Genomic DNA, 14,175 nt, shown 5'->3' with positions numbered 1-14,175 from the left:
AGGTCACTTGCCTTGCAATCCTTTGTGTAAATAAGTATTATACGGCGAGACCACGGTTAGGTTGGTGTACGTTAATGGTCCACGAATGCTATTGTCTAACGCGTAACGAACCGTTGCATCACTTTGTAGTGGCATTCCTGCCACAAGTCGGTTGACGAACACTCCAGCAATACCAGACGCTTCCTGCGGTTCCTTGTCTTCCCGCTGCACAATCGATGCGAGGGTCACCCACTGCACGAAACTCAATGACGTGCGATCTTTGGAATAGAGCGGCTCCACCTTGCGCTCGAAAGTCTGCCACATAATGGCTAAGGCCTGCGCGGGGGTCGTCCCATAGGCAAATTTATAGGTGGCAGGAAACAGATAACCTTCATAGGGGTCTCGCACACCCGGTGCCGGAGCTGGCATTCCAGGCAATGGATGTTGAAGTAATGACAAGTAGGTTGCGGGACTAGACCCAATATGCGCCGCGACCAATCGGGTAATAATTTGTTGGACCGTATAGCCCTCGGGAATCGTTACGCGAATAGTGACCACCTCGCCAGTTCGCATCGCTTGCAATATCTGCTGAGGGGTTTCACTCGGACGAATACGATAGACTCCGCTTTCCAGCGAACGCGATAGATGCGACGTGCGACTCAAAATGCGAAATACCAGAGCGGAACGTATTAGACCGCGTTTTTGCAAAACACGCGCAATGGACGACGCGCTCTGCCCGGATTGAACCTTCACATATTGGGGATGGGAATCATGTCGGTTCACAGGCTGTAACTGGCGCCAAACCCATAGTCCAGACAAAAGGACGGCTAGTAAAGCCGCCGTCCCTAGCATTGTCCAGACGCGCCGATTAGGCCGCCGATTAAGCTGATAGAGGTTACGGGATGGCAACAACAACGCTTCCCTCCCGACTCATGCACTTACTCATCTTCATCCAAAAGTTCTTCGTAAGCTTGAGCTACTTTCTCCCATTCTTCCTCCGACTCGATATCCACCAATACATCATCACCGTCGTCGTCCTTTTCCAAACGCAAAATCACGGCTTCAGCTTCTTCGTCTTCTTCTGTGTCAATTGGCAATAAAATCGCGTAATCCTGTTCTTCGACCTCAATGACATCGACGACAACAAATTCATGTTCGTTACCGTCTTCATCCGTCAACGTAATTATTTCGTCCTCTTCCTCAGGTCCATGCCCTAACAAATCTTTGTCATCCGCCATTGTGATGTCCTCCCTTGGTTGGGTGTGTCTTTTATGATCTAGATACCCCTGCAAAATCAATGCGGCCGCTAGACCATCCACCAATTTTTTTCTGTTTTCGCGCCGAACGTCGCGTTCAATCAGCAAGCGTTCGGCCTGTCGCGTGGTTAGGCGTTCGTCCCATGTCACCACATCGCAGGACACCTGCGCTCGAAGTGCGTCGACGAACTTCAAAGTTTTTTGGGCCTGGGGACCGACGCTTGCATTCATGTTCAATGGTAAGCCTACCACAATTTCGTTGATATTCCACTCAGAAACCAAAGCCACAATGCGCTCAACATCTTGAGCCTCTGAAGTGCGCTTTATGGGCGGCTTAGTGGAGGCCAGAAGTGCCGTTTCATCGCTGATAGCGACCCCAATCCATTTATCCCCCACGTCCAAGGCCATTATGCGTGAATTAGCCATTGGGCGAGGTCGTTTCCACATGGGCGACATACTGCCGTAAGAGTTCTTCTAGCAGTTCATCTCGTTCCACACGCCGTATCAAGTTGCGTGCCCCCTGGTGACTCGTGATGTAGGCAGGATCGCCGGATAACAAATACCCGACAAGCTGGCTAATGGGATTATACCCCTTATCTTTCAGGGCACTATAGACTTCACGTAACACCGCATCAGCCTGGTTCGCTGCTTCTTGACGCCCCCAAAGCCTGCGAGTCTCATCTGTCGACCCCATCGTCCCCATCCTCCTTTGTGATCATTTGTTATCCCGCGGCCACGAGTTTTTCGGATAGTTGCCGCCTCGCGTCGGCTAGCATGCCCGTGATTCCTTGAGCATTCTTACCGCCGGCCTGAGCCAAGTCCGGGCGACCACCACCTCCGCCGTCAATAAACACGGCCAGACTTTTCACCAAGGCTCGGGCATCAAGGCCTCGGGCGATCAAATCTTTCCCTAAATATACAACTAATGACGCTCGCTCACCATGGTCTGCCGCTAAAATTACTCCATCGGCCTTTGTCTTGGCACCATCCAGCACTTGACGTAAGGCCTCCACCGTTTCGGCGGCTGTTTGTGCAATCACTATCCGTTGACCTTCATAGAGAGCAGCATGCTCAGCAAGCGCTACGCCTTGCGCAAAGCGATGTTGGCGTTCGAGTTCCACAAGGCGGCTTTCTAAACTCCTACTATTTTGGACAAGATCCTCCACCTTCGACCGCAAATCCGTCGGCGCGGTATGTAGGGATTGACTGACATCCTGCACGATCTGGCGCAAACCGCGTGCCCAATTCACGGCATTGCGTCCGGTAACGGCTTCAATACGGCGTGAACCGGTTCCCACAGAGCTCTCTTCAGTGATAGCAAACAAACCAATTTGGCCTGTCGCCGAACAATGCGTGCCCCCGCACAATTCTTGACTTGCTCCAGACACGGTGATAACGCGCACAACTTCCCCATATTTGTCGCCAAAGAATGCCAGAGCCCCTTCTTGTAAGGCCTCCTCTTTAGCCATCACTTGAGTCATCACAGGGATGTTCTCTAATATCCAGCCATTCACCAGATTTTCAATTGCGTTAATTTGATCCGGTGTCAGCGGATGCGGATAGGAAAAGTCAAAGCGCAAACGGTTGGGGGCCACTAACGATCCTGTCTGATGCACGCCAGTGCCTAAAACCGTCCGCAACGCGGCATGTAACAAGTGTGTTGCTGTATGATTGCGCCGAGCATCATCACGTTTGCCTTGATCGACGGCCAAGCTTACCTCATCACCTACGCGCACCGAACCTTCCAAGACTGTCCCATAATGCCAGATGGTACCGTGCATTTTGACCACATCTTCGACACGGAAAACCCCTGTGGGTCCTGTAATCGTGCCCTGATCCCCCACTTGACCTCCGCCCTCAGGGTAGAAGGGCGTGATGGGCACCTGCAGCCATCCCGACTCTCCCGTCATCAAGCGCGTCACGGCGTCATTACCGATATATAGGTGTTCAACCGGGACGGCCTCTAATGTCAAGTGCTCATAGCCGACAAATTCTGTGGCATCCAGCTGCGGGAGATTTTGGACCTCCTGATGATGGCTTCGTGCGCTGCGCGCACGCGCCCTTTGGCTTGCCATCGCTTGGTCAAACCCTTCTTGATCCACGGCAATGTGACGTTCCTCGGCGGCATCCAGTGTCAAATCCAAGGGAAAGCCGTATGTATCATAGAGGACAAACGCTTCTTCTCCCGACAGCGTTTCGCCAGGTTCGAGCGCATCAAGCTTCTCATTCAACACCTTCATGCCAGCCTCTAGGGTTAACCGAAACCGTCTTTCCTCTTCCTCAATGCTTTGCTGAATAAGCGCCGCGCCCTCCAGAATTTCTGGATAGGCACCGCCCATCACATCCTCAACGACAGGAACGAGCTTATGCAGAAATGGCTCTTGAAAGTTAAGCAAACGACCAAAACGCACAGCCCGACGCAAAATCCGACGCATCACATAGCCACGGTCGGAATTGCTAAATGACACGCCTTCAGCGAGGAGAAACGTGATGGCGCGAATATGATCCGCAATCACCCGAAACGGCATGCCTTCCGGCCCAGAGTCATAGACTTTGCCGGAAAGCGCCTCAATGGCGGAGATTAAGGGCCGAAGTAAATCGGTATCAAAATTAGAGTTGACTCCCTGCAAATAGGCGGAAATGCGCTCTAAACCCATGCCGGTATCAATACTGGGACGCGGCAATGGTGTCAACACCCCGTCGCTAGAACGGTTGTATTGCATAAAAACGAGATTCCAAATTTCCTGAATACGGTCACATTCACACTGGCCCAACCCGCAATGGTCGCTGCAGGCATACTCGGCTCCGCGGTCCACAAAGATTTCAGAACACGGGCCACAAGGTCCAGTGTCCCCCATACTCCAAAAATTATCTTTTTCGCCCATCCGGACGATTCGGTCTGGTGATACCCCTGCAACCTCTTGCCACAAAGCATACGCTTCATCATCGGTTTCAAACACTGTGACCCATAAGTTCTGCGGATCAATATGCAACACTTCAGTCAAAAACGTCCACGCATAGTGGATGGCATCGCGTTTAAAGTAATCCCCAAAGGAAAAATTTCCCAGCATCTCAAAAAATGTCTGGTGACGCGCCGTCTTCCCTACCTGATCTAAATCATTATGTTTACCGCCAGCACGCATGCATTTTTGAACCGTGACAGCGCGCTTGTAGGAGCGCACCTCTTTACCAAGAAAGACATCCTTAAATTGCACCATGCCCGCATTGGTAAAAAGCAACGAAGGGTCTTGAGCAGGTACTAGGGGGAATATTTAGCCCAGTCGCCTCTTCGCTAAATGCACCAGGCCTCGTCCCCCGGCACGTGCAGCTTTCCACGCCTTAGGCGCAACATGACTAGCACTACGCAGCGCCTTGCGGTAAGTTCCTGTGGCGGGCCGACGCAAAATCCAGACGCCCGCCATCACTGCCCCCACCAGAGCTCCCGTGACAATTCCGGACATGTATTTTCTCATGAAATCACTCCTTCCGGACCACAGTCCTCAATTCGAGATAGCTCTCCATCTGCTTCCACACGAAACATGCGTAGGCCCCGGGGACTGACAGAAAACTCGATAAAGCATTCCCAGCAATAGTACTGTCCCGTACCCACTCGACCCACATTGCGTCCATGGCATGCAGGGCATAAAGGGTCTGTCATGGCATTCGCTCCTTATCGCGTGATGCCTCTATCTTGCCCCGGTCGGGTGGATTTTAATCCGTCCATTGCTGTCAATGGAAAACTGGTGCGCAGGAATCAATAACGAACCCGTCATGAGGTCTTCCAATAATCCTCGGCTGACGACGATATGGTGAATGGCAAGGCTGTTTTCATCAATTACAAAGTCTTTCACGCGTCCCACGAGCTGATCATCCTGGTCACGCACGGGTTGGTTGATGGATACCACTTGGCGACGCCGATGGTGCCACCACGAACGCGGCATTTTTTGCGCATATTTTGGTGTATCAATCAATAAGGCCATGGGGGTCACCCGCATGGCCTCAGCTGGAACAAATCGGCGGCTGATAGCCGTGTGAACACTAAAACCCTCCACCACGGCATCTGGCCACCGACAATAAATATCATCGACCCAGCCCCATGATCCCCGCCTTCCTGCAATACTGACAGGCAAATGTAACAAATGCCAACGGGTCACCATGGCTAGACGCTCCTATGACTGAGGCACGTAAATTTTTCCCCCGGCCAATAACACATCGTTTTGATAAAGCACCGCCACCTGTCCTGGCGATATAGCCCATTGCGGGTCATGAAACGTAATATGCGCATGATCATTCTCCGCCTCCCACAAAGCCGGTTGCGGCTCCATGTTATACCGGATCTTAGCTTCTCCGTGCAATAATCCCTCCACACCAGGAATCACATAATTGACATCCTGGACATGGACGAGAGACTGTTGAACTTCTTCCTTTCTCCCCACAATCAACCGGTTGCGCGAAGCCTCAACACCGACAACATATAATGGTTCACGAGCGGTAATCCCTAAACCCCGCCGCTGGCCCACGGTATAAAAAGCGATCCCCTGGTGGTGACCCAAAACCTGTCCAGCCGTGTTAACGATCTCGCCCACTTGGCGAGCCTCGGGCCGATGCGTCTCTAAATACGATTGATAATCGTTTTTAGGGACAAAACACAACTCCTGGCTCTCAGCTTTATGAGCCGTTACTAATCCATAGCGCTCTGCGATGGCTCGGCTATCCTCCTTGTAGTATCAAAACAACCCCAGCACGTTTCAATGGCCCCATTAACTGTTCTAAATATTGCTCCGAAATGTTTTGAGATTTGGCGATCCAACTTACGGCAACGGGCCCTTGGCCATAATGCAAGGCGAGCTCGTACACAGCCTTTACACCATAACGGCCCTTGCTCGACACTTTAATCATGTAACCCCCACCCTCTTGCCTCTCTTGGTTCAACTTATCACGTGCCCAACCGTATGGTCAATGGCATCTCGTCACTTCTTCAATTCTTTTGGATACGGGCACTAAAAACGACAAAGTAACTAGTCATAAAGCACTACTTTGTCCGCATTATGAAGAAGCTCATCCTCTCCGTAATCCCGCAGCCATAAACGGATTCGTTATTAATATTTTACCACCATTCGTCAAATAGCTGCACACATGCCCGGGATATTCGTGATGTTTTTCACATTCCCGTCTCCAACGCCATTGCACAGCCGCCTTAAGAAATCTGCTATAGTACTGGGAAGGAGGCTCTGCCTGCGCTTTATCGTGCAGGGAAAGGACGATAAAATATTTGTGAAACGCTCAACAGCTTGGTTGATTTTCGTAACCGTCTCAGCGATGTATTGTCTAGTATTTATGCAGCGAACAGGTCCTGGCCTCATTGCCCAAAAATTAATGGAGCAGTATGCAATTGCGCCTACCACCCTATCCCTCATGACAGTCGCCCAATACTTAACCTATGCGGCGTTACAAATTCCCGTGGGATTGTTTGCGGTGCGCATGCATCCGGAACGCCTCCTTGCCTTGGGCGCCTTTTGTGACGGTTTAGGTACGATCCTGTTTGGTACCAGCACCTCTTTTCATGCCATTATCTTCTCACGTGTTATCGTAGGAATTGGAGACGCCATGGTCTGGTTAAACATTGTCCTCGTGTTAGGGAAATGGTATGACGCGGGAGTTTTTGGACGCATCCTAGGCTTTGTCGGCATGTCCGGCAATTTGGGCGCCATACTCTCGACATTTCCCTTGGCTTGGTGGATTGCACGCGACGGATATCGTGAGCCTTTTGTGGCCTTAGGCGTCGTCTTAGTCGTGGTCTCGCTCCTTAGCGCCTGGCTTTTAGAGCACACCACCCCCGTGCGTCCCCCATTAGCTACCGGTCTTTATCGTCCCAACATCCGGACCGTCTTCCACAAGCCATGGGATATGATGGCTCCTATCCTGGCACACTGGGGATTCATGGGGCCTTTTTTGGGTTTTGCCAGCCTATTTGCCATACCTATGCTCCACACCCTGTATGGAATGAATGCCGTTCAAGGCGGGTATTACTTGGCCCTTGCCCTTTTGGGTTCACTAATGGCGGGTCCGATTGTCGGGCCTTTGTCGGATCGGTTCGGACGTAAGATCCCTTATGTCTTAGTCGGCATTGTCGACGTTCTCGCCTGGGGCACTTTTGCAGCCTTTGCGCCGATTTTACCCCGGTTTATTCTCGCCGCAATATTTCTTGTTCTCGGGTTTGCCAACGGAGCCAGTGTTTTGACGTTTGCCGTCATCCGCGATACCTTTACATCCAACAATATTGGGCTGGCCTCCGGCATAGCGAATACCGCAGGATTTCTTTCCGCCGTGTGTGTTCCTTGGGGCATCGGATTTCTTCTGTCGGCGGGGCCGGGCCTGGATATTAGCGCTCGTGACCAATGGGCTTTGGCTTATGTGACACTATTTAGCGTTTTAGGAACCTTGGGCACCTTGAAAATCGCCGGTAAAGCCAGGAAAAAATCTGCGGTGGGCGCATAAACCAACCTTTCTCATCTGGATATAGCAAACCCGCCAACACCCAAAACGTGTTGGCGGGTCATATTGGTATACCTTATTCGGGTTGCGACTCGTCTCCTTTTCCGCCGAGCTTGCGGAAAAAGTTTCGAATCGGGTCGTAATAGCGATCAGCCACTCGCTCTTTCAACGGGATAATAGCGTTGTCGGTAATATGAATATGCTGTGGGCAAACACTCGTACAGCATTTCGTCACGTTGCACAGACCAATTCCGCCCTCGTTTTTAATTTGAGGAATCCGGTCCGCGCGGTCCATGGGGTGCATTTCAAATTCAGCCATCTTCACCATAAACCGCGGTCCGTAGTACTGACTTTTCTCCTGATGGTCTCTCAGCACATGACAGACATCTTGGCACAGAAAACATTCAATGCAATGATGAAATTCCTGAATTCGGTCCACATCCCATTGCTGCATGCGGAATGGCGCCGCCACCGTGGGGTGAAATGCAGGAATTTTTTTGGCGACCTCATAATTCCACGACACATCGGTCACCAAATCCTTAATGATTGGAAACGTCTTCATCGGTTGAATGTGAACCGTTTGGCCTTCGTACTCATCAAGACGCGTTTTGCACATGAGTTTCGGGACACCATTGATCTCCGCCGAACAGGAACCGCAATGGGCCGCTTTACAGTTCCAGCGAACGGCTAAATCTTGCGCCTCATGGGCTTGAACATGGTGCACCGCGTCTAACACCACCATTCCTTCTACGCGCGGCACTCGGTATTCAACTTCTTGGCCTCCGTCAGCATCACCCCGAAAGATGCTGAGGATAAACTCATCAGCCATGGCGACTACTCCTTTCTTGGTGGGACTTGAGACGATCCCGCAACCTTTTCCCGGCCGGGCGCGACGGGACGAGCGCAGATCTCCGCCAATTCCGGAGGCATTTCGGGTACTGGGACCCGCGTAATACGGTCTCCGTCCTCAGAATATTGATGGACAAAATTCCATTTCCCCATCTCCGGCAGCTCGTCTGGATAGTCAGAACGCCAGTGTCCGCCACGGCTTTCTTTCCGTTCAAGGGCTCCGCGGACAATGAGCTCGCTCAAAAGCAGCATATTTTCGACATCGAACACTGCATGCCATCCCGGATTGTAGACTCGTCCGCCTTTAATTCCCATCCGTTTCGCGCGTTCCTTAAGGGAGAGGATCTTATTGAGTCCGACCTTTAGATCGTCTTCCGAACGTACAATCGCCGCATGGGTCGACATGGCTTCTTGCAGCTCTTGATGAATCGCATAGGGATTTTCCCCGTCAGGGCGATTAAATGGCTCCAAAATCCTGGCCACCTCGGCCTCCACTTGCGTGTCATCAATCTCAGGAGCCTTCTTAAGAGAGGTAGCATAATCACGCGCCGCAATACCTGCACGGCGGCCAAAGACGAGGATATCCGCGAGGGAATTTCCGCCCAGCCGGTTGGCGCCGTGCAATCCACAAGCCACCTCTCCCGCGGCAAACAGCCCAGGCACCGTTGTTGCACAGGTTTCGGCGTGTGCTTGCACCCCGCCCATTTGGTAATGACACGTGGGTGCCACCTCAAAGGGTTGCTTCGTAATGTCGATATCCCCTAAGGTAAGAATCTGCTCGTACATTCCAGGCAACTTTTGTTTAATAAAGTCGGCTTTCTTGTGACTGATATCGAGCCATGCGCCCCCATGGGGTGTGCCCCGTCCGGCTTGGACTTCCTTAAAGATGGACCGAGCCACAACATCACGCGTTGACAATTCTTGACGCTCTGGATCATAACGCTTCATGAAGCGCTCTTTTTCAGAATTATAGAGCAACCCACCTTCGCCACGCACTCCTTCCGTGACCAATAAACCCGCCACGCCCGGAGGCCAGACCATCCCCGTTGGATGGAACTGCACCATTTCCATATCCTTCAAATCGGCTCCGATCCGGTACGCCATAGCCGCCCCATCGCCGGTACTTTCCCAAGAGTTTGATGTCACCTTATACACTTTGCCCCAACCACCGGTCGCTAAGACAATCGCCTTAGCTTTAAGGAGAATGAAATGACCATCGGCCCGGTAGTAACCCATAGCTCCTGCCACGCGGCTCCCATCCATAAGGAGTCGAGTAATCGTCACTTCCTGGAATACCTTGATATCCATAGAAATCGCCTTATACTGCAGCGTTCGCAAAAGCTCCATCCCTGTCCGGTCACCAATATGGGCTAAGCGGCGGAAAGAGTGCCCACCAAAAGCTCTTTGCATAATCCGACCTTCCGGCGTCCGGTCAAATACCGCTCCCCACTGCTCAAGCTCCAGTACGCGTGCCGGTGCTTCTTTGGCAAACACTTCGACCGTCCGGTAATTATTGATATAATGGCCGCTTTTCATCGTGTCATAAAAGTGCGTTTGCCAGCTATCCGGGGCATCCACGTTGCCGATGGACGCTGCCGCTCCGCCTTCAGCCATGACCGTATGCGCTTTGCCTAACAATGATTTCCCGACAATGGCCACAGAGACTCCACCCTCAGAAGCCGCTTCCACCGCAGCGCGCAATCCAGCGCCTCCGGATCCTAATACCAACACATCAAATGCATGGGTTTCCATCGTCTCGATATTCATCAGAATAACCTCACATCGTGAATTACGCCCATAATAAGCAAGCGCACGTATAAGTCGGCAATCCATACAGAGAACATCGAAGCCCAAGCCCACCAGCCGTGAAAGACGTTTAAGGCCGATACACGGCGCCAAATGCCATAGCTTACAGGCTTTTTACCATGTGCTGTACACGAAAAGCAGTCCTTACGGCCGCCAATCATATTGCGCCACGCATGGCACGAAAACGTGTAGCCGGTTAGCAAAATCGCATTCACCAACAAAATCAAAGACCCCACGCCCACGCCAAAGCCGTTAGGGAATATAAACGCTTGCACGACATCTTTCCACAAAAAGATTAAGACGAACACCGCTAAAAACCACGTATAGCGATGCAAGTTATTGATTTTCCATTCCCCTTTATAGGGACGCGTCTGATGCGATTTGGGTTCTGGGACCGCACAGCCAAATGGATGGAATGTAAAGGCACGATAATACTCTTTACGATAGTAATAGCACGAGAAACGAAAAACAAATGGCATCCACGCGACATACAACGCGGTTAAGATGTGAACTCCAAACCACCCAGCAATGTCCGGTGAAAAAAACGGTGACACATAATTGTGATACGTTCCCGTGTTATGAAATAACACTTCCCATAACGCATAAATCACAAATCCGCTAAATGCTATTAGTGTAAAAACCGGCTCCACCCAATAGGGCATCTTCCCTAAGCGAGGTTTGGGATGATTGACGCCGGGTTGGCTTGTCTGTGCCATGGCAACCCCCTCTTGACAGCGTTTTGTTGCTACCGATGTGTCATGTGGCAGCTTCAAGACGTTTAAAGTATAACCTAACCCGATTTGTGTAATTTCTTTTGTGTTTTTAGGCAAAAGATTCAGATATTATGGCGCCCTTGACGAAGCGCCGCTAACTTCTGAGCACGCACTCTTTCAGAACCTTGGTCTGAAGGATGGTATAGGCGTAAGCCTGCCATTTCATCGGGTAAATAGGCTTGGTCAACATAGTGCATAGGAAAATCATGAGGATATTGATAAAGGGGAGCGCTGGCACCCATCGGAGCATAATGTTTGTCGCGTAAGTAGCTAGGCACCGCTGCCTGAGGCCAACGTTCGAGGGCACTGTCCAGTTCCGCCAGTGCTGTGACCACCGAATTAGATTTGGGAGCCGACGCAATGTACAAGACGGCTTGAGCCATGGGAATGCGCGCTTCGGGAAGGCCCACCGCTTCAAGCGCCGTCCACGCCGCTTGAGCCACCACAAGAGCCATCGGGTCTGCCAATCCCACATCCTCCGCGGCATGAACCAAGATGCGCCGCATGACATAGCGAGGGTCGGTTCCCCCTGCGAGGAGGCGCCCAAACCAATAAAGTGCGGCATCGGGATCGGAGCCGCGCATTGATTTAATGAACGCTGAGGTGAGATCGTAATGCGCGTCGCCCGCGCGGTCATGATAATGAACACTCGAGGCCAGCACACGGTCACCTAAGGCTATCGTGAGGACATTGGTTGGCACCGTGTCCGCCAATAATGCCATGTGTTCAAGCGTACTTAACGCTAGCCGGGCATCGCCTCCCACCCGTTCCGCGATTTGGTGAAAGAGGCCATCATCAATGGCCCCCTCATGCCACCACGTCATCCGCAACGCCCATGCGCGCTCCAAAATTTGAACAATGGCCTCCACTTTTAAAGTCTTCAGTTCGATCAACAAACAGCGGGACAATAGCGCTCGATTAATCGATACCCAAGGGTTTTCGGTGGTCGCGCCAATTAACACGAATGTGCCATCTTCGACAAAGGGCAACAATACATCTTGTTGTGAGCGATTTAAACGGTGGATTTCATCAATAAACACGACGGTCCCTGACCCGCGCAATTGCCAACGCTCTTTAGCTCGTTCCGCCTCTTGCCGAATTTCTTTAACTCCTATATCAATGGCAGACAAGGCGGCAAAGGCTGCGTGCGTTTGATCCGCAAGAATCCGAGCTAAAGTCGTTTTCCCCGTTCCGGCCGGCCCATGAAAAATAACGGAGCGCAGTGAGGAAGCCACTAGGGAACGCAAAAGGCCTTGTGGTCCCGTCAGATGTTCGTGTCCAATGACGTCATCCAACGTTCGTGGGCGCAGCTTCCAGGCTAACGGTGCCTGTGCTTCACGACTCTTGTCGCCAGATTGTGCAAACAAATCGTATGACACTGCCATCAGCCTTTCAATTGAACAAATCCCGCGATTGTCCGGTCGATATCTGCATCGCTTACATCAAGATGGGTCACTAAACGCAAGCGTTTGGGCCCCATGGCGCCCACCAAGATATCTTGACGCGCTAGAAATTGAATGGCCAAATCAGCTGGCTGCTCCAGATCGACCATGACCATGTTTGTCGGCACCGATGGTAAACTAACGGAAAAGCCCTGTTCGCGCAGTGCATCAGCGAGACGCTTAGCTCGTCTATGATCATCCTGCAACCGATTAATATGGTGCTCTAGCGCATATAAGCCCGCAGCCGCTAAAATGCCAGCTTGCCGCATTCCACCCCCCAACCATTTCCGGTAGACACGCGCCCGCTCAATATAACCTCTGGGTCCGGCCAACACCGAACCCACCGGCGCTCCTAATCCTTTCGACAAACACATGGACACTGAGTCCATATCAGCAGCTAGAACGGCAATCGAAACCCCCAAAGCTACGGCGGCATTAGCAATCCGTGCACCGTCAAGATGAACGGCCAAACCATGCGCCCGTGCCACTTGGATGATGGGCGCTATGCGCTCTCGAGATAACGCCGCGCCGCCCGCTCGGTTATGCGTATTTTCTAAAGCCAGTAACCTGGGCCGAGGATGGTGGATATTGGTTGGGCGGATGCGGTCATTCAGTTCCTCGGGATCCATCAGGCCCTCTTCTCCTGCCAATTGGGTAAAGGTGGCTTGCGACCACATGGCCGCTCCGCCACCTTCATAAAAATAAATGTGATTGTCCCGGTGGATAAAAACCTCATCGCCGCGCTCGGTATGAGCTAGCAAAGCGATTTGATTAGCCATCGTCCCCGATGGCACAAAAAGGCTCGCTTCCTTGCCCAACAGTCTAGCCGTTTCTTCTTCCAACCGATTCACGGTGGGATCTTCCCCGTAGACATCATCACCGACGTCCGCCTGAAACATCGCATCACGCATGGCCGCCGTCGGTTTCGTGACCGTATCTGAGCGCAAATCCACCACTTTTTTCATAAACCCAACTTCTTGAGAAGCTGTGCTTTCGGCAAAGCTCCTACAACGCGCGAGGTTTCCTGTCCACTTTGAAACTTAATTAAGGTAGGGATACTCATGACGCCATACTCCGCGGCAATCGTAGGATTTTCATCAACATTCAACTTCGCAACGGTGATGTTCCCCTGCCGCTCTTGAGCCACTTCTTCAAGAATAGGACTAATCATACGGCACGGCACGCACCAAGCCGCCCAGAAGTCGACTACAACAGGGACGGTTGAATTGCTAATCACGGAATGAAAATTAGATTGATTTACGGTGACCACATTATCTGCCAAAACATTCGCCTCCAATTTCACCCTCGATGATACCAGGGAACACAAAGAAAGAGAAGATAGCGAACTATCCTCTCTTTCTTAGCCCCGCCATGCCGTGCAACCCCGACGTTTTGAACCTGCATTACGCAGGTGGGCACCTCCCGTTAACTTTCGCAGTCCCCTAACTTCAGGGCCGGACGGCCATTAACTGCGGATCAGGTTCCCTATGTTCTGATGTTGGCTCAAAACATATCGGTCGTCTTCACGTACACAGCCGGATTTGTTGGCTCTATTATAATAAGCGCGGACGCTCA

15 protein-coding genes and 1 other RNA gene are annotated in these 14,175 nt (G+C 51.8%); 1 reads left to right on the top strand and 15 read right to left on the bottom strand.

The window, feature by feature from the left end:
- Window positions 1-3 precede the first annotated feature (3 nt).
- From mltG to ORD20_RS13510, 8 genes are all read right to left on the bottom strand, one after another.
- A complete protein-coding gene (gene mltG, locus ORD20_RS13545) occupies window positions 4-894 on the bottom strand; it encodes an endolytic transglycosylase MltG (RefSeq protein WP_430626265.1) in 891 nt (296 codons plus the stop codon).
- Between the two features lie 23 nt (window positions 895-917).
- Entirely contained in the window at window positions 918-1,661 is a 744-nt protein-coding gene (gene ruvX, locus ORD20_RS13540; RefSeq protein WP_103375242.1) for a Holliday junction resolvase RuvX, read from the bottom strand.
- On the bottom strand, window positions 1,654-1,929 hold the full coding sequence (locus ORD20_RS13535) for an IreB family regulatory phosphoprotein (RefSeq protein ID WP_103375241.1): 276 nt from the start codon (window positions 1,927-1,929) through the stop codon (window positions 1,654-1,656). Before ORD20_RS13535 ends, ruvX begins: the two co-directional genes overlap by 8 nt.
- A 28-nt stretch (window positions 1,930-1,957) precedes the next feature.
- Window positions 1,958-4,507, bottom strand: a complete 2,550-nt coding sequence (alaS, locus tag ORD20_RS13530) for an alanine--tRNA ligase (protein ID WP_430626725.1) — start codon at window positions 4,505-4,507, stop codon at window positions 1,958-1,960.
- Window positions 4,508-4,708, bottom strand: coding sequence for a hypothetical protein (locus ORD20_RS13525; RefSeq protein ID WP_103375239.1), 201 nt, complete (start codon window positions 4,706-4,708; stop codon window positions 4,508-4,510).
- Between the two features lie 213 nt (window positions 4,709-4,921).
- Window positions 4,922-5,392: a PRC-barrel domain-containing protein gene (locus ORD20_RS13520; RefSeq protein ID WP_103375237.1), complete on the bottom strand. Its 471-nt coding sequence runs from the start codon at window positions 5,390-5,392 to the stop codon at window positions 4,922-4,924.
- 12 nt (window positions 5,393-5,404) lie between these two features.
- A complete protein-coding gene (locus ORD20_RS13515) occupies window positions 5,405-5,887 on the bottom strand; it encodes a tRNA methyl transferase PRC-barrel domain-containing protein (protein ID WP_430626264.1) in 483 nt (160 codons plus the stop codon).
- A gap of 58 nt (window positions 5,888-5,945) precedes the next feature.
- The gene (locus tag ORD20_RS13510; RefSeq protein WP_430626263.1) at window positions 5,946-6,134 is read right to left on the bottom strand and encodes an RrF2 family transcriptional regulator; all 189 of its coding nucleotides are present in this window, start codon (window positions 6,132-6,134) and stop codon (window positions 5,946-5,948) included.
- Between the two features lie 375 nt (window positions 6,135-6,509).
- On the opposite strand from ORD20_RS13510, the gene ORD20_RS13505 reads away from it, so the two are divergent.
- Window positions 6,510-7,733, top strand: a complete 1,224-nt coding sequence (locus ORD20_RS13505) for an MFS transporter (RefSeq protein WP_158246234.1) — start codon at window positions 6,510-6,512, stop codon at window positions 7,731-7,733.
- Between the two features lie 73 nt (window positions 7,734-7,806).
- Here the strand turns inward: ORD20_RS13505 and ORD20_RS13500 are convergent, their stop codons facing one another.
- The 7 genes from ORD20_RS13500 to ssrS form a co-directional block, all read right to left on the bottom strand.
- Window positions 7,807-8,559 (bottom strand): succinate dehydrogenase/fumarate reductase iron-sulfur subunit, encoded by a 753-nt coding sequence (locus tag ORD20_RS13500; RefSeq protein ID WP_103375233.1) that lies wholly within the window; start codon window positions 8,557-8,559, stop codon window positions 7,807-7,809.
- Window positions 8,560-8,564: 5 nt separating this feature from the next.
- The gene (locus tag ORD20_RS13495) at window positions 8,565-10,346 is read right to left on the bottom strand and encodes an FAD-binding protein (protein ID WP_103375232.1); all 1,782 of its coding nucleotides are present in this window, start codon (window positions 10,344-10,346) and stop codon (window positions 8,565-8,567) included.
- Window positions 10,346-11,101, bottom strand: coding sequence for a hypothetical protein (locus ORD20_RS13490; RefSeq protein WP_103375231.1), 756 nt, complete (start codon window positions 11,099-11,101; stop codon window positions 10,346-10,348). Before ORD20_RS13490 ends, ORD20_RS13495 begins: the two co-directional genes overlap by 1 nt.
- A gap of 119 nt (window positions 11,102-11,220) precedes the next feature.
- On the bottom strand, window positions 11,221-12,537 hold the full coding sequence (locus ORD20_RS13485; RefSeq protein WP_103375504.1) for a replication-associated recombination protein A: 1,317 nt from the start codon (window positions 12,535-12,537) through the stop codon (window positions 11,221-11,223).
- A gap of 5 nt (window positions 12,538-12,542) precedes the next feature.
- Window positions 12,543-13,565 carry a low-specificity L-threonine aldolase gene (ltaE, locus tag ORD20_RS13480; protein ID WP_103375230.1) on the bottom strand — a complete coding sequence of 341 codons (1,023 nt, stop codon included), beginning with the start codon at window positions 13,563-13,565 and terminating at the stop codon, window positions 12,543-12,545.
- Window positions 13,562-13,882 (bottom strand): thioredoxin, encoded by a 321-nt coding sequence (gene trxA, locus ORD20_RS13475; RefSeq protein WP_103375229.1) that lies wholly within the window; start codon window positions 13,880-13,882, stop codon window positions 13,562-13,564. The genes ltaE and trxA overlap by 4 nt, the downstream gene beginning before the upstream one ends.
- 77 nt (window positions 13,883-13,959) lie before the next feature.
- A non-coding RNA gene (gene ssrS / locus ORD20_RS13470) (6S RNA) lies at window positions 13,960-14,144 on the bottom strand.
- Window positions 14,145-14,175: the final 31 nt, after the last annotated feature.

Origin of the sequence: Sulfobacillus thermotolerans, assembly GCF_039623705.1 — a bacterium.
Classification (GTDB): Bacteria; Bacillota; Sulfobacillia; order Sulfobacillales; family Sulfobacillaceae; genus Sulfobacillus; species Sulfobacillus thermotolerans.
The sequence above is the reverse complement of the archived record's forward strand: the minus strand, read 5'-3'. Positions and strand labels throughout refer to the sequence as shown.

Excerpts from the sequence above, each read along its gene's own strand:
- ORD20_RS13495 (WP_103375232.1), bottom strand. The coding sequence starts at position 10,346 with ATGAATATCGAGACGATGGAAACCCATGCATTTGATGTGTTGGTATTA.
- ORD20_RS13535 (WP_103375241.1), bottom strand. The coding sequence starts at position 1,929 with ATGGGGTCGACAGATGAGACTCGCAGGCTTTGGGGGCGTCAAGAAGCA.
- ORD20_RS13520 (WP_103375237.1), bottom strand. The coding sequence starts at position 5,392 with ATGGTGACCCGTTGGCATTTGTTACATTTGCCTGTCAGTATTGCAGGA.
- ORD20_RS13510 (WP_430626263.1), bottom strand. The coding sequence starts at position 6,134 with ATGATTAAAGTGTCGAGCAAGGGCCGTTATGGTGTAAAGGCTGTGTAC.
- ruvX (WP_103375242.1), bottom strand. The coding sequence starts at position 1,661 with ATGGCTAATTCACGCATAATGGCCTTGGACGTGGGGGATAAATGGATT.
- ORD20_RS13500 (WP_103375233.1), bottom strand. The coding sequence starts at position 8,559 with ATGGCTGATGAGTTTATCCTCAGCATCTTTCGGGGTGATGCTGACGGA.
- ltaE (WP_103375230.1), bottom strand. The coding sequence starts at position 13,565 with ATGAAAAAAGTGGTGGATTTGCGCTCAGATACGGTCACGAAACCGACG.
- ORD20_RS13490 (WP_103375231.1), bottom strand. The coding sequence starts at position 11,101 with ATGGCACAGACAAGCCAACCCGGCGTCAATCATCCCAAACCTCGCTTA.
- ORD20_RS13525 (WP_103375239.1), bottom strand. The coding sequence starts at position 4,708 with ATGAGAAAATACATGTCCGGAATTGTCACGGGAGCTCTGGTGGGGGCA.